The 21,058-nt window shown below is 42.6% G+C and carries 20 protein-coding genes, 1 tRNA gene, 1 rRNA gene and 1 other RNA gene; 20 read left to right on the top strand and 3 right to left on the bottom strand.

What is annotated here, in order from left to right:
• Positions 1-143 precede the first annotated feature (143 nt).
• The 5 genes from H8Z82_RS06140 to H8Z82_RS06120 all read left to right on the top strand — a co-directional run bounded on the left by H8Z82_RS06140 (position 144) and on the right by H8Z82_RS06120 (position 5,096).
• Positions 144-1,421, top strand: a complete 1,278-nt coding sequence (locus H8Z82_RS06140) for a glucose-1-phosphate adenylyltransferase (protein ID WP_019160556.1) — start codon at positions 144-146, stop codon at positions 1,419-1,421.
• Positions 1,418-2,536 carry a glucose-1-phosphate adenylyltransferase subunit GlgD gene (gene glgD / locus H8Z82_RS06135; protein ID WP_173742625.1) on the top strand — a complete coding sequence of 373 codons (1,119 nt, stop codon included), beginning with the start codon at positions 1,418-1,420 and terminating at the stop codon, positions 2,534-2,536. The genes H8Z82_RS06140 and glgD overlap by 4 nt, the downstream gene beginning before the upstream one ends.
• 103 nt (positions 2,537-2,639) lie before the next feature.
• Positions 2,640-2,933, top strand: a complete 294-nt coding sequence (spoVG, locus tag H8Z82_RS06130) for a septation regulator SpoVG (protein WP_019160558.1) — start codon at positions 2,640-2,642, stop codon at positions 2,931-2,933.
• 173 nt (positions 2,934-3,106) lie between these two features.
• The gene (locus tag H8Z82_RS06125; RefSeq protein WP_186994587.1) at positions 3,107-4,387 is read left to right on the top strand and encodes a PcsB-like coiled-coil domain-containing protein; all 1,281 of its coding nucleotides are present in this window, start codon (positions 3,107-3,109) and stop codon (positions 4,385-4,387) included.
• Positions 4,388-4,400: 13 nt separating this feature from the next.
• Positions 4,401-5,096 carry an anaerobic ribonucleoside-triphosphate reductase activating protein gene (locus H8Z82_RS06120; protein WP_186994586.1) on the top strand — a complete coding sequence of 232 codons (696 nt, stop codon included), beginning with the start codon at positions 4,401-4,403 and terminating at the stop codon, positions 5,094-5,096.
• Here H8Z82_RS06120 and H8Z82_RS06115 read toward each other — a convergent pair.
• A complete protein-coding gene (locus H8Z82_RS06115) occupies positions 5,070-5,960 on the bottom strand; it encodes a DUF6128 domain-containing protein (RefSeq protein WP_186994585.1) in 891 nt (296 codons plus the stop codon). The two genes, H8Z82_RS06120 and H8Z82_RS06115, sit on opposite strands and share 27 nt — an antisense overlap.
• 139 nt (positions 5,961-6,099) lie before the next feature.
• On the opposite strand from H8Z82_RS06115, the gene H8Z82_RS06110 reads away from it, so the two are divergent.
• From H8Z82_RS06110 to H8Z82_RS06100, 3 genes are all read left to right on the top strand, one after another.
• Positions 6,100-6,173 (top strand) — tRNA-Pro (locus H8Z82_RS06110).
• A 16-nt stretch (positions 6,174-6,189) separates the two neighbouring features.
• Positions 6,190-6,768 (top strand): tRNA adenosine(34) deaminase TadA, encoded by a 579-nt coding sequence (tadA, locus tag H8Z82_RS06105; protein ID WP_081584334.1) that lies wholly within the window; start codon positions 6,190-6,192, stop codon positions 6,766-6,768.
• A complete protein-coding gene (locus H8Z82_RS06100; RefSeq protein ID WP_019160563.1) occupies positions 6,765-8,132 on the top strand; it encodes an MATE family efflux transporter in 1,368 nt (455 codons plus the stop codon). Before tadA ends, H8Z82_RS06100 begins: the two co-directional genes overlap by 4 nt.
• 95 nt (positions 8,133-8,227) lie before the next feature.
• Here H8Z82_RS06100 and ffs read toward each other — a convergent pair.
• Positions 8,228-8,482: signal recognition particle sRNA large type (ffs, locus tag H8Z82_RS06095), an RNA gene on the bottom strand.
• Between the two features lie 219 nt (positions 8,483-8,701).
• Between ffs and H8Z82_RS06090 the strand changes: the two genes are divergently transcribed.
• The 8 genes from H8Z82_RS06090 (at position 8,702) to H8Z82_RS06055 (ending at position 16,299) form a co-directional block, all read left to right on the top strand.
• The gene (locus H8Z82_RS06090) at positions 8,702-9,784 is read left to right on the top strand and encodes a 6-phosphofructokinase (RefSeq protein ID WP_019160564.1); all 1,083 of its coding nucleotides are present in this window, start codon (positions 8,702-8,704) and stop codon (positions 9,782-9,784) included.
• Between the two features lie 48 nt (positions 9,785-9,832).
• Complete coding sequence (gene dnaX / locus H8Z82_RS06085; RefSeq protein WP_186994584.1) at positions 9,833-11,443, top strand: DNA polymerase III subunit gamma/tau; 1,611 nt, start codon at positions 9,833-9,835, stop codon at positions 11,441-11,443.
• A 35-nt stretch (positions 11,444-11,478) separates the two neighbouring features.
• On the top strand, positions 11,479-11,835 hold the full coding sequence (locus H8Z82_RS06080) for a YbaB/EbfC family nucleoid-associated protein (protein WP_026076869.1): 357 nt from the start codon (positions 11,479-11,481) through the stop codon (positions 11,833-11,835).
• On the top strand, positions 11,835-12,434 hold the full coding sequence (recR, locus tag H8Z82_RS06075; RefSeq protein ID WP_019160567.1) for a recombination mediator RecR: 600 nt from the start codon (positions 11,835-11,837) through the stop codon (positions 12,432-12,434). Before H8Z82_RS06080 ends, recR begins: the two co-directional genes overlap by 1 nt.
• Positions 12,435-12,452: 18 nt before the next feature.
• Complete coding sequence (locus tag H8Z82_RS06070) at positions 12,453-13,565, top strand: LacI family DNA-binding transcriptional regulator (RefSeq protein WP_173742616.1); 1,113 nt, start codon at positions 12,453-12,455, stop codon at positions 13,563-13,565.
• A gap of 299 nt (positions 13,566-13,864) precedes the next feature.
• Entirely contained in the window at positions 13,865-14,518 is a 654-nt protein-coding gene (gene fsa, locus H8Z82_RS06065) for a fructose-6-phosphate aldolase (protein ID WP_019160569.1), read from the top strand.
• 15 nt (positions 14,519-14,533) lie between these two features.
• Positions 14,534-15,373, top strand: a complete 840-nt coding sequence (locus H8Z82_RS06060) for a transketolase (protein ID WP_186994583.1) — start codon at positions 14,534-14,536, stop codon at positions 15,371-15,373.
• Positions 15,361-16,299, top strand: coding sequence for a transketolase family protein (locus H8Z82_RS06055; RefSeq protein ID WP_019160571.1), 939 nt, complete (start codon positions 15,361-15,363; stop codon positions 16,297-16,299). The genes H8Z82_RS06060 and H8Z82_RS06055 overlap by 13 nt, the downstream gene beginning before the upstream one ends.
• On the opposite strand, the gene yyaC is transcribed toward H8Z82_RS06055, so the two are convergent.
• Entirely contained in the window at positions 16,272-16,817 is a 546-nt protein-coding gene (gene yyaC / locus H8Z82_RS06050; RefSeq protein WP_186994582.1) for a spore protease YyaC, read from the bottom strand. The genes H8Z82_RS06055 and yyaC overlap by 28 nt on opposite strands.
• A gap of 220 nt (positions 16,818-17,037) precedes the next feature.
• On the opposite strand from yyaC, the gene H8Z82_RS06045 reads away from it, so the two are divergent.
• From H8Z82_RS06045 to H8Z82_RS06030, 4 genes are all read left to right on the top strand, one after another.
• Entirely contained in the window at positions 17,038-18,294 is a 1,257-nt protein-coding gene (locus tag H8Z82_RS06045; protein WP_186994581.1) for a LysM peptidoglycan-binding domain-containing protein, read from the top strand.
• 141 nt (positions 18,295-18,435) lie between these two features.
• The gene (locus H8Z82_RS06040) at positions 18,436-19,650 is read left to right on the top strand and encodes a DUF5711 family protein (RefSeq protein WP_243176405.1); all 1,215 of its coding nucleotides are present in this window, start codon (positions 18,436-18,438) and stop codon (positions 19,648-19,650) included.
• Between the two features lie 10 nt (positions 19,651-19,660).
• The gene (locus H8Z82_RS06035; RefSeq protein WP_186994580.1) at positions 19,661-20,368 is read left to right on the top strand and encodes a CvpA family protein; all 708 of its coding nucleotides are present in this window, start codon (positions 19,661-19,663) and stop codon (positions 20,366-20,368) included.
• Between the two features lie 465 nt (positions 20,369-20,833).
• Positions 20,834-21,058, top strand: a 16S ribosomal RNA gene (locus H8Z82_RS06030); the annotation flags it as partial.

Genomic DNA, 21,058 nt, shown 5'->3' with positions numbered 1-21,058 from the left:
AGAAAAATCGAAGCGTGTCAAAAAAAGACGTATACAATAGCTCTAAAAATAGTAAAAAACAGAAAGAAAAATTGTAAAAAATGTTCACTAACTATAGGAAGTGTGGTATAATGAGAAAATCATAACATACAAGAGGTGATTGCATGATAAAGAAAGAAATGATAGCCATGCTTTTAGCTGGCGGCCAGGGCAGCAGGCTGGGCGTACTGACAGAAAAAGTAGCAAAACCTGCAGTTGCTTTTGGCGGAAAGTATCGTATCATAGACTTTCCTTTAAGTAACTGCATTAACTCGGGTATCGATACAGTAGGCGTATTAACACAGTATCAGCCGTTGAGGCTTAATACACATATAGGTATTGGTATTCCGTGGGATCTTGACAGAAACGAGGGTGGTGTAACTGTACTTCCCCCATATGAAAAAAGTACAAGCAGTGAGTGGTACACAGGAACGGCCAATGCGATCTTTCAGAATATGGATTACATGGAACAGTATAATCCGGACTATGTCCTGATTTTGTCCGGTGACCATATTTATAAGATGGATTATGAGGTGATGCTTGATTTTCACAAGGCAAATAAAGCAGATGTGACAATCGCCTGTATGCCTGTACCTATGGAGGAAGCAAGCCGTTTCGGTATTATGGTGACTGATGATATGGGAAGGATCACCGAGTTTGAGGAGAAGCCAGAGAATCCAAGCAGTAATCTTGCATCCATGGGTATTTATATTTTCAGCTGGCCTGCATTGAAGGAGGCACTGGTCTCTCTGAAGGATCAGAATGGCTGTGATTTTGGAAAGCATATTCTTCCGTATTGTAAGGAAAAAGGTGAGAGACTTTTTGCTTATGAATATAACGGATATTGGAAGGATGTAGGGACTCTTGGCTCATATTGGGAAGCCAATATGGAACTGATCGATATTATTCCGGAATTTAATCTTTATGAGGAGTTCTGGAAGATTTATACAAAAGGGGATATTATTCCGCCTCAGTACATTTCAGCAGAGGCTGTTACAGACAGGTGCCTTATAGGTGAAGGTTCTGAGATCTATGGTGAAGTACATAATTCTGTGATTGGCCCTAATGTTGTTATTGGAAAGGGTAGTGTGATCCGTGACTCCATTATTATGCGCAATTCCGTGGTGGGAGAGAACGTACAGATGGACAAAGCGATCATTGCAGAAGATGTTATTATAGGTAATCATGTTGTTCTGGGCTGCGGAGAGGAAGCTCCCAATGTGGCAAAGCCGGCAGTTTATGCCTTTGGAATTGCCACTGTAGGTGAACGCAGTGTGATTCCGGACAATGTAAAAATTGGTAAAAACACTGCTATATCAGGTGTGACTACCCCGGAGGATTATCCGAATGGAGAACTGGCAGGCGGACAGGTGATCACAGCAAAGGATGGTGACGGGAAATGAGAGCAATAGGTATTATTTTAGCGGGCGGCAATAATAACCGCATGAGAGAATTATCAAATAAGAGAGCAATTGCAGCTATGCCCATTGCCGGAAGCTATCGAAGCATTGACTTTGCGTTGAGCAATATGGCGAGCTCTCATATTCAGAAAGTAGCAGTGCTGACACAGTACAATGCCCGATCCCTGAATGAACATCTGAGTTCTTCCAAATGGTGGGATTTTGGCAGAAAACAGGGAGGACTTTTTGTATTCACACCTACGATTACCAAGGAAAACAGCCTCTGGTATCAGGGCACTGCAGATGCAATCTATCAGAATCTCCAATTCCTGAAAAGCAGCCATGAGCCCTATGTGGTAATTGCGTCCGGTGATTGTGTCTATAAAATGGACTACAATAAAGTACTGGAATATCATATTGCAAAACGGGCAGATGTTACAGTGGTATGCACTACTTGTGAGGATCCGGCGGAGATTGAGCGGTTTGGTGTACTCCGTATGAATGAGGACTGCAGAATCGAGGAATTTGAAGAGAAGCCTATGGTGTCTTCTTATAATACAATTTCCACAGGAATCTATGTGATCCGCCGCAGACAGCTGATTGAGCTGATCGAGAGAGCTGCTTTAGAGGGACGCCATGATTTTGTAAAGGATATTCTTATCCGTTACAAGAACCTGAAGAGAATCTATGGATATAAGATTGATTCTTATTGGAGCAATATTTCTACAGCAGAAGCTTATTATAAAACAAATATGGACTTTCTGAAGCCGGAAATCCGTAATTATTTCTTTAAACAGGAGCCAACCGTGAAGACAAAGATTGATGACCTGCCTCCGGCAAAATATAATCCGGGCGCCCAGGTGAAGAACAGTCTGGTGGCCAGTGGATGTATTATTAATGGGACAGTTGAGAATTCTGTTCTTTTTAAAGATGTCTTTGTGGGAAATAATTGTGTGATCAAGAATTCTGTTATTCTGAATAATGTATATCTGGGAGACAATACGCATATTGAAAACTGTATTGTGGAAAGCAGAGACACGATTCGTGCCAACTCCTATTACTGTGGTGAGGGCGAAGTAAAAATCGTTGTAGAGAAAAACGATCGTTATGTATTGTAAATCGGTTATGAGCATGTGGCGAAGCGGATGATTTTATCCGTTTGACTAATGAAATAAAAACCGTCAGAAATGTCTGGCAGATTGAAAGGAGCAAGTAAACATTATGAATATCACTGATGTGCGCGTGAGGAAGGTAGCAAAAGAAGGAAAGATGAAGGCGGTTGTGTCTATTACCATAGATGATGAGTTTGTGGTACATGATATTAAGGTGATCGAGGGCGAAAAAGGTCTGTTTATTGCTATGCCAAGCCGAAAGGCAGCAGATGGAGAATACAGGGACATTGCCCATCCGATTAATTCCGGAACCCGTGACCGGATTCAGACTATCATTCTGAGCAAATATCAGGAAGCTATACTGGCTGAGCCGGAAGAGGAAGCTGTTGCTGCAGAGGAATAAATAAAAGAATAATTGCTTTAGAAAGACTGTTGTGAGGAGACGAAAAATCAATCACAGCAGTCTTTTTATGCAGAAAATGTTACGTATTTGTTACAAAAATTAAGGAAAAGTGTTGATTTTTTTACGGTTTATGTTATACTTACCTTCAGAAAAACTTGAAAGGTGATTTGTTTATGAAGAAAAAGATTATTTCATTGCTGTTGGCAGGTTTGTTTGTTCTTTCTAATATAACAGTTACATATGCCACAGAAGGTGAAATTGCAGATATGCAGGCACAGAAACAGCAGGCAGAGGCAGGACTTGCCCAGGCTCAGGCTGATATCAGTGCAATGGAAGGCAAGAAACAGGAACTGGAGGATTATCTTTCAGATCTGAATGCGCAGTATGAGGAGCTTACCAATGTGATTTCTGATCTGAGCGTTCAGGCAGGTGAAAAAGAAAACCAGTTAAAAGATATTCAGAAGAAATTAAAGAAAGCCCAGAAAGCTTCTGATAAGCAGTATGAAGATATGAAGCTGCGTATTCAGTATATGTATGAAAATGGAGGAACTACAGCATTGCAGACACTGCTTTCTTCCAAAGATCTGGCAGAATTTCTCAATACAGCAGAGAGTGTTTCAAAGATTTCCCAGTATGACAGAACTATGCTGAATAAATATGAGAAGCTTCAGGAGACGATTAAGGAGCAGAAAACGGCAGCCCAGGAAGAGAAAACAGCGATTGACAATCTTCTTGCGGAGCGTTCTGCTAAACAGCAGGAAGTGCAGGAACTGGCTGCAAGTACCAGCGATAATATCTCTTCTTATATAGCACAGATCAGTGCCAGCCAGGAGGAAGCGGCAGCACTGACAGCGCAGATCAACAGTGCAGACAATAGTATTGCACAGCTGATCCAGCAGGCAGAGGCGGAAAAAGCAGCCCAGGAAAGAGCTGAGGCAGAAGCAGCTGCTGCGGAGGAAGCTTCCGGTGAGGAGGATACCACTGAAGAAGACGCAGCAGAAGATACAGCGGATTATGAGGAAGATACCACAGAGGAAAACGATGCAGAGGAGAACTATGAAAGCCAGGACTCCGGAGAGGATACTTCAGATACAGAGGAGTCCTCAGAAAACACAGAGGACAGCTCAGATGCTTCAGAGAACCAGTCTTCTTCAGAAAGTACGAATTCCGGACAGGGTAAGTATCTTGGGAATTTTACTCTGACAGCCTATTGTAATTGTGCGCAGTGCTGTGGTACAGCAGGTAATCTGACAGCCAGCGGAACAGTTCCCACAGCCGGACGTACTGTTGCTATGGCGGGAGTTCCTTTTGGCACTCAGCTTCTGATCAACGGAAATGTGTATACAGTAGAGGATCTGGGAACTCCCTACGGACATGTAGATATCTTCTTTGATAATCATTCAGATGCTTTGAGCTTTGGACTTCAGTCTGCAGAGGTTTACCAGCTGAACTAAGGAGAATGATATCATGAGAATCTGCGGATTTAATAAAACAACCTTACTGGATTATCCGGGAAAGGTAGCCAGTACCATATTTCTGGGAGGATGTAATTTCCGATGTCCTTTCTGCCAGAACAGTGTACTGGTGCTGCATCCGGAGGAACAACCGGATTATGCCAGAGAGGATATCCTGGCTTTTCTGAAAAAAAGGAAAGGGATTCTGGATGGAGTATGCATTTCGGGAGGAGAGCCCACATTAGCAGCAGACCTGGAAGAATTTTTAGAACAAATCAAAGATCTGGGATACCTGATTAAGCTGGATACCAATGGTACCAGACCGGAGGTGGTAAAGCATCTGGCAGAAGTAAAGCTCATTGACAAGGTTGCTGTTGATATTAAATCCGGGCCGGATCATTATTCCAGATTAGCCGGGGTTTCAGCTCCGGCAATTGACAAGGTCAGCGAAACAGTGAATTTTTTGCTTCATGGACAATTAGATTATGAGTTCCGGACCACTGTGGTAAAAGAGCTTCATACTGAGGAGGATTTCCGGGAGATCGGACAGTGGCTCAAGGGCGCAAAGGAATATTATCTCCAGGCATATAAGGACTCGGACGGAGTCCTTAAACCTGGATTTGGAAGTTATACCCTGTCGGAATTGCAGGCCTTTCGGAAAATTTTAAAAGAGACAATATCCTTAGTGGAAATCCGGGGGATAGAGTGAGCAATACCAGTATCCTCCTTTGGAATGAGGAAGCTGGATCTGACTGCTTTCCCGGAAATAAGAAAATCCAAACATACCTGCCATAAAACTTTCCTGTTGATTGTAGCATCCGGGGACGCCAAGGATATATTGTCCCTGGCAGGTAATACCCAGCAGCAGATACCCGAAATTGTAAAATCCGTATTGTATGAAACGGTTATTCCGGAGGGAGTTATGCTGCGATGGAAAATGCCGCAGATCGTTTAGCTGGATTTTCCAGGCATTGGTAAGCCAGCCGTCTGTAAAGGGTACAAAAGAATCCTGAAGTGAATAGGGAAAGGATACTGTGGATTCCTGAGGAACAGCCGATTGAGAGGAAACCATCTGCTCTGCGCTTTGTTGGGTCAGAACTACCGGGGATTCTGGTGGCTCTTCGGACTGATCTTCAGACTGTTCGGCTGCCGCAACGTTCGGTTCGGACTGATGATCAGGTTTTATTTCCCGGAAATCTTCTGGACGGATAGGCAGGTCATCCCATTGGGTTCCTAGAAAGCTTCCGGATTCTGTGAGGAAGAGCATTCCGTTTAACTGATCCAGAGATATTCCGGAAGCGTTCATACTGGCAGAATCTGTTTCAATGAAACCCTCAATAGTATCTGGTCTGGTATTTAGGATTTCCAGAAGGATTCCATTCATCAGACCATCCTTGCGGATAAAACCGTAAATTTTACACGGCAGGTCTGCCGGGAGTCCCGGGCAATGCAGATGCAGCTCTATTTTACATTGCTGTTCCCGCTCTTCGACTTTGATAAATCCGCAGTTGTTTTCTTTTTTTCCTTTCAGATATTCATATACATATGCAACAAAACGTCGATATCCGGACATGAAAAAACCTCCATGCTCATTGATTCAGTAATGTATATGTAATTCATGGGAAAATATTCGAAAAAAACAAAAAAATAAAAAACTTGAAAAAACTTGTTGACAAAAGAATAAAATACTAATATAATAGTTTTTGCATTAGCGAAGCGTGGCTCAGTTTGGTAGAGCGCTGCGTTCGGGACGCAGAGGTCGTGGGTTCGAATCCCGTCGCTTCGATTGCGTGGAAGAAAGCTTGAAGACATTATGTGTTCAGGCTTTTTTTGTGCTTGGAATCATTGACAGAACAGGGGGTGAGCAGGTGACGGAACAGGAAAAATTTATGAAAGAAGCTATACGTCAGGCAAAAAAGGCGGAGGCATTGGATGAAGTTCCCATTGGCTGTGTGATTGTTTATGAGGGAAAAATCATAGCCAGAGGATATAACAGGAGGAATACGGACAAGAATACCTTGTCTCATGCGGAATTAAATGCAATCCGCAAGGCCAGCAGAAAGCTGGGAGACTGGCGGTTAGAAGGATGCACGATGTATGTAACTCTGGAACCATGCCAGATGTGTTCCGGAGCGCTTGTGCAGTCCAGAATTGATGAAGTTGTGATTGGCTGTATGAATGCTAAGGCAGGCTGTGCGGGTTCAGTTATGAATCTTCTGCAGGTAGAGGGGTTTAATCACCAGGTAAAAATTACGCAGGGTGTTCTGGAAGAAGAATGCTCCACAATGCTGTCTGATTTCTTCAAAAGACTTCGTGAGAAAAAGAAACAGGAAAAAGCAGCGCGAAAATTAGAACAGGAGAGGCTTGAGGCGAAAGAATGAAAAGAGATACAACAAATGATATGACAATCGGCAATCCGGTGAGTCTGATCATAAAATTTATGATTCCCATGTGTCTGGGAAATCTTTTCCAGCAGTTTTATAACATTGCGGATTCGATCGTTGCCGGAAAATTTATCGGCGTAAATGCACTTGCGGCAATTGGAAGCACCGGATCTTTGATGTTTTTTGTAACAGGCTGGTTGAATGGGCTTAGCAGTGGATTCGCAATTATTGTAGCGCAGATGTTTGGCGCTAAAAGGTTTGACAGGATGCGACATTATGTCGCAATGTCCATCTACCTGATGGCAGCATTTTCTATTGCAATGACGATAGGATTCGGTCTGGCAAATAAACCGATCCTGCATTTGATGAATTCACCGGAAGAAGTATTTAATGATGTAACTGCATACATGGGAATTATTTACGCCGGACTTATTGTTACAGGTGCTTACAATGCTCTTGCGGCGTTTTTAAGAGCTTTGGGAGATTCGAAATCACCACTGTACTTTCTTATTATCTCAGCAGTGATCAACGTAATTCTTGATGTTGTATTTATAGTAATATTTGGAATGGGCGTGGAAGGCTGCGGATATGCGACGGTGATCGCGCAGGGAATCTCGGCAGTATGCTGTCTGATCTATATTGTAAAAAGATTTCCAATCCTTCACCTGGAGAGAAAGAATTTCGAGATATCCTGGGATAGTTTTAGCAGACTTCTGAAACTTGGAATACCTATGGGACTACAGTTTTCCATCACTGCCATCGGAACGATTATCGTTCAAGGTGCGGTCAATATTTACGGACCTATACATATGGCAGGATTCTCTGCGGCAGGTAAGATTCAGAATATCTTTGTCACAGTATTTACATCCTTTGGTGCAACTATTGCAACCTATGTGGGACAGAATCGTGGCGCCGGTAAAATGGATCGTGTGAAACTGGGCGTGCGCTATACGCAGTTAATGATCTGGGGATGGAGTATCTTCGTCATGCTCCTGATGTTTTTCTTTGGAAAATATCTGACCTACCTTTTCGTAGATCCGTCAGAACAGGATGTAGTGCAGGTATCCGTTACATATTTCAGAACGGTATTCTGGGCTTATCCATTTCTTGGAAGTATCTTTTTATATCGAAATACCCTTCAGGGAATGGGATATGGACTTGTGCCAATGATAGGTGGCGTATTCGAACTGGTAGCAAGAGCAGGAATCGTTGTACTGATCGCGGGACATACTTCTTTTGCAGGAGTCTGCATGGCTGATCCAGCAGCCTGGATTGCCGCGTTGGTACCGCTGGTTCCATACTATTTTCATGTGATGAAGAAGTACAAAAATAAAAGCAGGGTGCAAGCTGTGGAAGATTAAAGAAAAAAGCATTCAGGAGATTATCGTAAAGATAAAATCTAGAATGCTTTTTATTTTATATGATGATTCGCATCATGAATATTCTTTTTTGCGCGCCGCACCTCGGAATGGTCTCACAGACGTTACCTCTACAGTTAACTCAGTCCAGGCACCCTCACGGCACACAAGAGCTTCTGCTTAGTGCTGCTGCATTCCTGCCCTGACACGGTTCACAGATTCCTGTTGCGTAAGACCCAAACGTCAACGCCACTTATAGAGGGCAGCTCCACAAGATACAAGCCTCAGATTGGCATCACCCCTGCTGTAGCGGATTGCAGGTACAGGGCACCGCTATCTCCCCGGCTGCGCGGAATTTATTATATAGTCTGGAGAGCGTTTTGTCAATACATTCAGGGTAAGTTGCAGAAAATTCTGGAACGCTATTGTGTGAAAAAGGGAAATATTATATAATATTGAGAGTACATGCGGTCTACTGTTTCTGTGATCATACAGAAATTTAACCGAATCAGCTGCAAGCAGTTATTTGGTTATGGGCAAGTAGCAAAGCGGATGAAATGGAGGATACTATCATGATTAAAAGAATTGGTATGCTTACCAGCGGTGGCGACTGCCAGGCTTTAAATGCAACTATGCGAGGCGTTGTTAAGGGATTGTCCAATAGTGTGGATGAACTGGAAGTTTATGGATTTGATGATGGATATAAGGGACTGATCTATGGAAAGTACCGTATGCTTACATCTAAAGATTTTTCCGGCATACTGACTCAGGGAGGTACTATTCTGGGTACTTCCAGACAGCCATTCAAGATGATGCGTGTTCCGGATGAAAATGGACTGGATAAAGTTGAGGCTATGAAGCAGACGTATTATAAGCTTTGCCTTGATTGCCTGGTTATCCTGGGAGGTAATGGTACGCAGAAGACAGCCAATCTTCTTCGTGAGGAAGGGCTGAATATTATTCATCTTCCGAAGACCATCGATAATGACATTTATGGCACAGATATGACCTTTGGTTTCCAGAGTGCAGTTAACATTGCGACCAATGCCATTGACTGTATCCATACCACAGCTTCTTCTCATGGCCGTGTGTTTATTGTAGAGATCATGGGACATAAGGTTGGAAGCCTTACTCTTCATGCAGGTGTGGCCGGTGGTGCAGATATCATTCTGATCCCTGAGATTCCTTATGATATCAAGAAGGTTACCGAAGCAATCCAGAAACGTGCGAAAGCAGGCAAGCGTTTTACTATTCTTGCAGTTGCTGAGGGTGCGATTTCCAAAGAAGATGCAGAACTTCCGAAAAAGAAATACAAAGAAAAACTGGAAGCAAGAGCAAAGAAATACCCATCTGTATCCTATGAAATCGCAGATCAGATTTTCCAGGAGATTGGAAGCGAAGTGCGTGTTACTGTTCCGGGACATACACAGCGAGGCGGAGAGCCCTGCCCTTATGACCGTGTTCTTTCCACCAGAATCGGTGCAGGAGCAGCCCAGGCTATTGTGGATGGAGCTTACGGCGTGATGATCGGTGTGGTTAACGGCAAGATCAAACGTATTCCGTTGGAGGAATGTGCAGGCAAGCTGAAAATGGTTTCTCCGAAAGATCAGCTGGTACTTGCTGCCAAGCAGATCGGTATCAGCTTTGGAGACTGATTCTGACTGTATGGTTTATCAGAAATGTTATAGAACAGGAGTGAATTCATGAGTTATACTGCCCTTTACAGGAAATTCAGACCAGATAATTTTGCGGATGTTAAGGGTCAGGATCATATAGTAACTACCCTGACAAACCAGATTAAGCATAATCGTATTGGTCATGCCTATCTGTTCTGCGGAACCAGAGGTACAGGTAAAACCACAGTAGCTAAGATCCTGGCAAAGGCAGTGAACTGTGAGCATCCTGTGGATGGAAGTCCCTGCAACGAGTGCGCCATGTGTAAGGCAATCCAGGCAGGAACTGCCATGAATGTGATAGAGATCGATGCTGCTTCCAATAATGGTGTGGATAATATCCGTGAGATCAGGGAGGAGGTATCCTACCGTCCCACAGAGGGAAAATATAAAGTCTACATCATTGATGAGGTTCATATGCTTTCCACAGGGGCGTTTAACGCTCTGCTGAAAACACTGGAGGAGCCGCCATCTTATGTGATCTTTATTCTGGCCACAACAGAGGCACACAAGATTCCTATTACGATCCTGTCCAGGTGTCAGCGGTATGATTTTCACAGGATTACCATAGATACCATTGCATCCAGATTGGAAGAACTTCTGAATATTGAGGGAGTGGAGGCAGAAGAGAAGGCAGTCCGGTATGTTGCCAAGGCCGGAGATGGCTCTATGCGAGATGCTCTCAGTCTGTTGGATCAGTGTATTGCCTTTTATCTGGGACAGACCCTGACCTATGATAAGGTTCTGGAAGTCCTAGGAGCTGTGGACACAGAGGTATTCAGCAAACTCCTTCGGCGAGTGATCCAGGGGGATGTGACCGGCTCTATCCATATTCTGGAGGAGCTAATTGTAGGCGGCAGAGAATTAGGACAGTTTGTAGGGGATTTTACGTGGTATATGCGAAATCTGCTTCTTGTAAAAACTTCCGAGGAACCAGAGGAGGCTATCGATGTTTCTTCTGAAAATATGAAGCTTCTGAAAGAAGAGAGTACAATGCTGGATGTGGAAACACTGATGCGTTATATCCGTATCTTTTCGGATCTGTCGAATCAGATCCGTTATGCTGCCCAGAAAAGAGTCCTGGTGGAGATTGCCCTGATCAAGCTATGTCGTCCTGCAATGGAGACCAATCTGGATTCAGTTCTGGATCGTCTGAGAGTATTGGAACAGCGTATAGATGAAAGACCGGTACAGCAGGTGATCGTTCAGAGCAGTGGAGAAAAAAGACCGGATATATCAGGAGATAACCCTGAAAACCATCAGGCTGCACCTGCTAAAGCAGCTCCGGAGGATCTGCAGAAAATCGTAACCGGATGGAGAACGATTATCGGACAGACTACAGGAATGTTTAAGCAGATGCTGCAGAAATCTGTGCCGAAATACAATGGAGAGACAGGAGAATCTGTTCTGTATGTAGAGTTTCAGGATTTTCTGGGACAGACTTATGTGGATAATCCGGAAGCAGTGAAAGAATTGCAGGATATTATTGCAGCACAGACAGGAAAATCCGTAGAGATCCAGATGCTGGTGGCCAATAAGCATCAGCATACCAACCTGGCACAGGTAAGCGTAGATCAGGCGATTCGCGAGAATATCCATATGGATATAGTCACAGAAGAGGATCCTGATGAAATAGAATAAAAATGAAAGTGAATGAAATTGAGGAGGATACCGCCATGGCAAAACGTGGAGGATTTCCGGGCATGGGTATGCCGGGAAATATGAATAATTTAATGAAACAGGCGCAGAAAATGCAGCGCCAGATGGAAGAGAACCAGAAAGCACTGGAAGAAAAGGAATTTACAGCTGCTGCAGGCGGCGGAGCTGTAGAAGTGACTATTTCCGGTAAAAGAGAAGTGATAAAGGTAAAACTGCAGGAAGAGGTTGTAGATCCTGACGATATTGAAATGCTGGAGGATCTGATCGTGGCAGCGACCAATGAAGCGCTTCGTAAGGTGGAAGAGGAATCTACAGCAGTGATGTCCAAACTTACAGGAGGACTGGGCGGACTTGGAGGAGGTCTTCCATTCTGATGGAATATTACAGCAGTCATATTAACAGGCTGATCGAGCAGCTTTCCCATTTGCCGGGAATTGGAGCGAAATCAGCCCAACGGCTGGCTTTTCATATTATGAATATGCCCAGAGATCAGGTTGAACAGCTTACTGCATCCATTGTAAATGCCAGAGAGAATGTGCAGTATTGTAAATGCTGTTATACTCTGACAGATAAAGAAATCTGCCCTATTTGTGCGAATTCCAAACGTGATCACTCTGTGATCATGGTTGTGGAGAATACCAGAGACCTGGCAGCTTATGAGAAGACGGGAAAATTTGAAGGAGTTTACCATGTGCTTCACGGAGCTATTTCTCCTATGCTGGGAATAGGGCCGGATGATATCAAACTCAAGGAACTGATGCAGCGCCTTACCAAAGATGAGGTCAAAGAGGTGATCATTGCCACGAACTCCAGCCTGGAAGGTGAAACCACAGCTATGTACATCAGTAAACTGATCAAACCTACCGGAATCAGAGTGAGCCGGATTGCCAGCGGAGTACCTGTAGGCGGAGACCTGGAGTATATTGATGAAGTGACGTTGCTTCGTGCCCTGGAAGGAAGAGTGGAACTTTGATGCAAAGGAGGGAGCCCTTTGGCAAAGAAAAAAGCAACATCTTCTGATGTGGCTAAAAAGGCTGGTGTGTCTCAGGCTACGGTATCTATGGTACTGAATAAAAAGTATAATGTTTCTTTTTCCAGGGAAACCGTAGAGAAAGTGGAGATGGCAGCCAGAGAATTGGGATATCAGCTTCCTGGCCGCAGAAACAAAAAAGAAAGTAAAAAGGACAGGCTGATCGTTGTATTTTGCCCTACCATTACCAATCCTTATTATGTATTGCTTTTACAGGGGATTGAGACAGTGGCGGATAAACAGGGGTATGGAGTTTTTATCTGTAATACCCAGAGAGACCCCAGGCTGGAGGAAAAATATCTGCGGATGATGCAGACACTGCAGCCTCAGGGAATTATCTACAGCTGCAACCCAAATCCGGATTTTCAGTTGCAGGTAGAGGAAATGGCACAGACAATTCCCCTTGTTATTATCAGTAACAAAGAGAAAACTACTACTGTAGATGCCATTAATCAGGATAATACCGTGGTGGGCAGACTTATGGCAAGACATTTGCTGGATCTGGGACACAGGGATGTGGCATTTATTACACCGCCACTGACAAAGAGACAATGGCAGAGAACCAAACGGGTGAATGGCTTTGTAAAAGAATATGAAAAAGAGGGGCTGAAGGATCATGTGATCATTAAAGCAGCAGATGAGTCCATAGATTCGCAGATCCCCAGAATGGATTCTGAATATTCTATGGGCTATGAGCTTACCATGGAGCTTTTGCAGGAGGGGCGCCAGTTTACTGCTATTGCAGGACAGAATGATATGATGGCTATAGGTGCACTGGATGCACTGCATGAGGCAAAGGTGCATGTTCCCAGAGATGTGTCGGTGATTGGATGTGACAATATTTTTTATTCCGGGATCCGCAGGATCTCATTGACTACCATTGATCATTTTGTAGCACTTAAGGGACAGGATGCCTGCGATATCATAATCCGCAAAATTGATGCGAAGGAGCAGTTTCTTACAGACACAGCTCCTATCAGCCTGTATAATATTGAGTATACTCCTAAACTAATGGCAAGACGCACTACAGGTTATGCTCATGTCAGAAATAACCCTTTGGAAAAAAATAATTAAATATGTTTTCAAAAAAATATTATTAATAATGTAAAGGGCTGGTGTAAGAACTGATAAAAACTATTTCAAACAGCTGCGCAGAATGTCCCAGTCTGACATATAGAATTATCAGTTGGACAGAAATAATGCATAGGAACAGGTAGAAATCATTATTTATAAAAACATACATTATTAATACAAAAATTATTAATAAAATTTCACAGGGATTGACCTTTTCCGGAAGCTTGTTATAATGAAGTTATCAACAGAGAAATTCTGGATATCAACGTAATCAAGCAAAAAACAGGAGGGTTTTTAAGATGAAATTTTTTATTGACACAGCAAAAGTAGAGGATATTAAAGCAGCTAATGATATGGGTGTGATCTGTGGTGTTACTACAAATCCATCTCTGATCGCAAAAGAAGGAAGAGATTTCAAAGAAGTAATTAAAGAGATTACATCTATTGTGGACGGACCGATCAGCGGTGAAGTAAAAGCTACAACAACAGACGCTGAAGGTATGATCAAAGAAGGACGTGCTATTGCAGCAATCCATCCGAACATGGTAGTTAAGATTCCTATGACAGTAGAAGGCCTGAAAGCAGTTAAAGTTCTTCATTCAGAAGGAATCAAAACAAACGTTACTCTGATCTTTTCAGCTAACCAGGCACTTCTGGCAGCAAGAGCAGGCGCTACCTATGTATCTCCGTTCCTTGGAAGACTTGATGACATTTCTACAAGAGGTGTAGATCTGATCCGTGAGATCGCTGAGATCTTCGAAGTAGCAGGAATTGAGACAGAAATCATCGCTGCAAGCGTAAGAAATCCAATCCATGTAACAGACTGCGCACTTGCAGGTGCTGACATTGCAACTGTTCCATACAATGTAATTGTCCAGATGACAAAACATCCTCTGACAGATGCTGGTATTGTGAAATTCCAGAACGACTATAAAGCCGTATTTGGTGAATAAGGAGAATTTATAATAATGGAAAAATTAGAACTTCAGAAAATTGCAAACGAAGTCCGCAAGGATATCGTTACAGCAGTACATGCTGCAAAAGCAGGACATCCGGGCGGATCTCTGTCTGCAGCAGATGTATTCACATACTTATATTTTGAAGAAATGAACATTGATCCTAAGGATCCTAAAAAAGCTGACCGTGACCGTTTTGTACTTTCCAAAGGCCACACAGCACCAGGATACTATTCTGCACTTGCAGAAAGAGGATTTTTCCCAAAAGAAGACCTGAAGACTCTTCGTCATCTGGGATCTTATTTACAGGGACATCCGGATATGAAGCATATCCCGGGTGTTGATATGTCCAGTGGTTCTCTTGGACAGGGAATTTCTGCAGCAGTAGGTATGGCACTTTCCGCTAAATTAAGCAACGAAAGCTATCGTGTATACACCTTATTAGGTGACGGTGAGATCCAGGAAGGCCAGGTATGGGAAGCTGCTATGTTCGCAGGCCACAGAAAACTGGACAACCTTGTAGTGATCGTAGATAACAATGGACTTCAGATCGATGGTAAGATTGACGATGTATGTTCTCCATACCCGATCGATAAGAAATTTGAAGCATTTAACTTCCATGTGATCAACGTTGCAGACGGAAATGATATGGGTCAGTTAAAGGCAGCTTTTGATGAAGCTAAGGCTACCAAAGGAATGCCTACAGCAATCATTATGAAAACTGTTAAAGGAAAAGGCGTTTCCTTCATGGAAAACCAGGCCGGATGGCATGGCAAAGCTCCAAATGATGAGCAGTATGCACAGGCAATGGCAGACTTAGAAAAGGTAGGTGAAGCATTATGTCAGAAGTAAAGAAGATCGCAACAAGAGCAAGCTACGGTGCTGCACTGGTTGAATTAGGTAAGAAACATGAGAACCTGGTTGTTCTGGACGCTGACCTTGCTGCAGCTACTCAGACAGGTATGTTCAAAAAAGAATTCCCGGAACGTCATATTGACTGCGGTATTGCTGAGTGCAATATGATGGGTATTGCTGCTGGTCTGGCTACAACAGGAAAAGTTCCTTTTGCCAGCACATTTGCAATGTTCGCAGCAGGACGTGCTTTTGAGCAGGTTCGTAATTCTATTGCTTATCCGAAGATCAACGTAAAGATCGGTGCTACTCATGGTGGAATTTCTGTAGGTGAAGATGGTGCTACTCATCAGTGCTGTGAGGATTTCGCTCTTATGAGAGTAATTCCTGGAATGGTTGTTGCCTGCCCTTCTGATGATATTGAAGCCAAAGCTATGGTAGAAGCAGCTTATGAGCATGTTGGACCTGTATATATGAGATTTGGACGTCTGGCAGCTCCTGTTATCAATGACAGACCGGACTATAAATTTGAATTAGGTAAAGGTATTGTTCTTCGTGAGGGAAAAGACCTTACCATTATTGCAAACGGTCTTTGCGTAGCTCCTGCCCTTGAAGCAGCAGAGAAGCTTGCAGCAGACGGTGTAGATGCAAAAGTGATCAACATCCACACAATTAAACCTCTGGATGAGGAACTTGTAGTTGCAGCTGCCAAAGAAACAGGTAAAGTTGTAACTGTAGAGGAACATTCTGTAATTGGCGGACTTGGCGGAGCTGTATGCGAATGCCTGTCTGAAAAAGCACCTGTGCCTGTAAAGCGTATCGGTGTAAATGATGTATTCGGAGAATCCGGCCCAGCAACAGCTCTTCTTGAGAAATATGGTCTGGATGCAGAAGGCATCTACAAACAGATCAAAGAATTTGTATAATTTAAGATTCCCTGTGTAATGGTATCTGCCAGTGAGATCACTGTAGACAGCCGGGTTGTCTGAAGCGTCAGTTGCTCTAGCATACCTGCAATGTTTACGATTCCTGTGATATGGATATCACCTACAGGAGGAAGTTCTTTTTGGACTCCGGCACCTGGGTAAAGTGCACCATCTGCGATGGTCACGTATCCCAGGTGCTTTTTTTTGCCCAGAGAGGCATCGATGGCAATGACAAGGCCCTGGGGATGATGGGTATGGATAAAGTCGGATGCCTTTTCCAGGTTCAGAGCATGCACAGGATGATACAGAGTTCCGTAGACATAAACTCCGTGTATTTCCTTCTGGCTCAGTTGATGACCGATATAAGGCCCTAGACAGTCGCCGGTTACGCGGTCACTGCCTATGCAGAGAAAGACCAGTTCAGACCATGGCCCCGGATGATGGAGAATGCATTTTCTTAGAAGAAAGGCAATTTCGCTAGAGGATTCTTTTTTTTGAGAGTTTACATAAAACACCATAAAATTTCTCCTGTTTATTTACGGCTTTACTATTGTTTTTGCTTATATGTCTGTGAACAGAGAAATCAAGAGAGTCTCTGTCTGATTTATCATATCCTTAATGAATGCTATTTATGCATGATGCAAAATCTGTCGGCAAGTTTTTGGAGATTGCTCTTACAATCTGATAAAATCCGCAGTTTCTGTATGCTATTCTGATAGCCGAAGGGGTGATTTGGAAATGATAGAAGTAATTTATAAGGAGGAAAATCCAGATATACAAGAGGGGGAGGAAGGATTTTGCCTGCCCAGAAATATAAGGCAGATAGGAGTGGCAGGAGAAAAATACAAAATCTATATGGAGGATTATGTATATACATTTCTGATAAGGCTGGCCAGGACAGAAGAAAACCAGGAGGTACAGAAGGGAAGGGTTGCTGTACTTATAGGAGAAATAAAATGGAAGACAGGAACAGCATATCTGTTTATCAGAGGAGCTGTTATGGCAGAAGATATGGAGGCTGCTGTAGATCATGTGGACTTTTCCGGACAGGTATGGAAACAGATTCACGAAGACCAAAAGAAATATTTTGAAGATCAGGAGATTGTTGGCTGGTTCTTTTCTCAACCACGGATATCTATGGAGGCAACAGAACTTCTGGAAAAAGTACATCTGAAGCATTTCGGAGGAGAAAAGGTGTTGATGCTTATGGAACCTCAGGAAAGCGAAGATGCTTTTTTTCGTTATGAGAACAATACTATGATACGATTGGAAGGTTATTATCTGTATTATGAGAAAAATATCTGTATGCAAAATTATATGGTGGAGAAAAACGAGAAGCTTCAGTTGGACCTGACAGAAAAATATGAAGACAGGGCTGTGAAGGATTTCAGAAAGATCATTACGGAAAAAACAAAGGAGGAAAAAGAAAAAAATACAGTTTCAGTTTTCTCCTATGCAGTGCCTGTGTGTCTGGCAATTGCTGTGTTGACGGTGGGAATGAATTTTTACAGGAATTTTCAGAACCCTGGATATTCTCAGGATCAAAGTAAAACTGCGTCCTCTGTGATTATAGAAGAAATTACGCCATCACCAACCCCGAAGATAGAAAAGAAATCTACAGATAACGAAAAAATAAAAAAGAAAACCATAAAGAGTAAGGAAAATGAAAAAAAGGAAGTTTCTGTACAACAGACTCCCAAACCAGCGAATCAGACAGGAGAAATTGATCAGTCTGATAAAACAGAGCAGATTTACAGAGAAGAGGCAGATACGAGAAAAGCACAGAAAAGAATGCGGGAGGAGCTGCAAAAGGAAAACGAAACAGCTGCTTCAGAATCTGTCCATGAATCTTATGTGATACAGCCGGGAGACACTCTTTTTCAGATTAGCCTGGAACGTTATGGTGATGCAAAGGAAATAAGTCGGATTTGTGCTTTGAATGGTATAAAAGAAGATGAAATCATTTATCCCGGACAAGTAATTGTATTACCTTAGATATATGTGTTATAATAAATTCCGGATTGTGGCAGCTGCAGATTGCAGAATGATCAATGATGATAGGTAAATGCGGAGTATATCCGTTCGACTAAAATACTGCAGGGTAAGGGTAAAATGGCAAATACAATAAAAAAAATGATGAGAAAACATAAAAAGAAAAAACTGGCTGCCGAAAAAGCAAGGCTTGCCAGAGAACAGGGAAGCACAGGACGGGAGTATGGTGAAAATTCGCATAACGGCTACAAAAGAAGTGTTGTGAAAAAAACTGTGCTCATAGCAGCTGTGCTCGTAGCGGCTGTGACAGCTGTGGCTGTTTATGTGGAGAAACGAAGTTACCATAATTATAAGATAGTTAAATCCAGTGAGCAGGAGGATGTGGTATCTACCAGCTATGTGGAAATGAATGGAGATATTTTACGGTATAGTCCGGATGGAGTGTCTCTGGTTTCGGATAGTATGGATACGATCTGGAGTGAGACGTATCAAATGCAGAATCCTGTGGCTGATGTGAAAGGAAATCGTGCAGTAATAGCAGATAAAGATGGGACTACCCTGGAGATTTACGATAAATCCGGCAAAACAGGGAGCGTTACTACTTCTTACAGTATTATAAAAGCCAGAGTGTCCAAAAGCGGTCTGGTTGCTGCAATTTTGGATGGAGGCGATGACACTTGGATTGATTTCTATAGTACAGACGGAAGTCTGATCGCAGAAAACCAGACGAAAGTAGATGATCCTGGTTATCCATTGGATGTTGCTATTTCAGATGATGGGGTTATCATGATGGTTACTTACCAGTTTGTGGATGGGAATGATACGACCAGCTATGTGGCTTTTTATAATTTTGGGGATGTAGGCCAGAATGAAGATGACCGTATTGTCAGTGGCTATAAATATGAAGGTGTGGTGATTCCCCAAATTCAATATCTGGAAAAGGGACGCGCTGTTGCGCTTAAAGATAATGGATTTACTCTTTACCAGGGAAGCCAGATTCCTAAAGAAGGTAAAACGGTGGAAGTGGAAAAGGAAATTGTCAGCACCTTTTTCGATGACGATATGATAGGGCTTGTATTTAAGAATGACAGCAAGGATAAGCAGTACACGATGGAAGTGTATTCTACAGATGGTAATCTGAAATTCAAACAGAATTTTAATATTCCATATACTACAATTAAACTGAGCGGTGGGAATATTCTGATGTATAACAGTTCACAGATATGTGTAATGAACAGCAGAGGAGTTCAGAAATATATGGGATCAGTGGACGGCACCATTAAGGATTTCTTTAAGATTGGGTGGAACAGATATCTGCTCGTTCTGGATAGTGGTGTAGATGTGATCAAGCTGGGATAGGAGGAATAATATGAATATAACCTGGCCTGGTATTATTGCAATTGCAATTTTGATCCTGTCTTGCCTGCACGGTTACAGACGCGGATTGATCCGTGAAGTAGTTTCACTGATATGTGTAGTCCTGTCTATTGTTCTGGTGTGGTTTATTAATCCTTATGTGAACAACTATATCCGCGAAAACACATCTATATATGAAACCATACAGCAAAACTGCAGCAAATTTGCAGAAGAAAAGGGAATAAAAGCCCAGACTGTGACAGAAGAAAGCCAGGAGAACGCCATATCTGATCTGGAGTTCCCGGATCTGTTGTCCGGCGGGCTGACAGAGAATAATAATTCATCAGTTTATCAATATCTTTCGGTGAATACATTTTCAGATTATGTCGTTGGATACCTGGCGCAAATTGTAGTAAATGGAATTTCCTTTTTGATTTCTTTTATACTGGCAACTTTGTTCATAAGATGTATTACCTGGGCTACAAATCTGATCGCTGGGCTTCCTGTGATCCGTGGGGTAAACAAAATCACAGGGGGATTGCTGGGAGGCGTAAAATTTGTGATTATGATCTGGATTTTGTTTTTAGTATTTACCGTTCTGTGCAATACGAAACTGGGAGATACTGCCCTGAAACTTATCATGCAGGATCCTTTGTTAAATTATTTGTATGATAAGGATATTCTGATTAAAATCTTTATGAATATATTTTACGGAAAATAAGTAAATAAAAAATAAATGTAAATAAATGTAAAAAGGTGCTTGACGCAGACGAAAAACAATGGTATGATAAATCCGCTTCTGAATGAGGCGGATTTCTATTTTCTCAGAAACAAAATTAAAACTAAAAAAAGTTGAAAAAGTTGTTGACAGAGATAAATGAATGTGATATTATATCAGAGTTGCTGATGCGAACTGTTGAAAAAGAATTTGAAAAATAAATAAAAAAGTTCTTGACAACATGGAAATCGGCTGATATAATGTAAAAGCTGTCGCAAAGACAGACAACCTTGATAACTAAACAGTGAAACACATACGATTCTCGAAAATTCTTTACACATGAGCATCGAAAGATGCGAATGCGGTTCGGTTCGTAAGAAACGAACTTCATTATTTGAGAACGGTTGAATAAACCAAAAACAGTAAAACGAGAGATAGCTAGTTGGTTGTCTTGAGTAATCAAACACTTTATCAGAGAGTTTGATCCTGGCTCAGGATGAACGCTGGCGGCGTGCTTAACACATGCAAGTCGAACGGGAATTATCTTATTGAAACTTCGGTCGATTTAATTTAATTCTAGTGGCGGACGGGTGAGTAACGCGTGGGTAACCTGCCTTATACAGGGGGATAACAGTCAGAAATGGCTGCTAATACCGCATAAGCGCACAGAGCTGCATGGCTCAGTGCGAAAAA

It is taken from the genome of Blautia difficilis, assembly GCF_014297245.1.
GTDB classification, from domain to species: Bacteria; Bacillota; Clostridia; order Lachnospirales; family Lachnospiraceae; genus Blautia_A; species Blautia_A difficilis.
The sequence above is the reverse complement of the archived record's forward strand: the minus strand, read 5'-3'. Positions and strand labels throughout refer to the sequence as shown.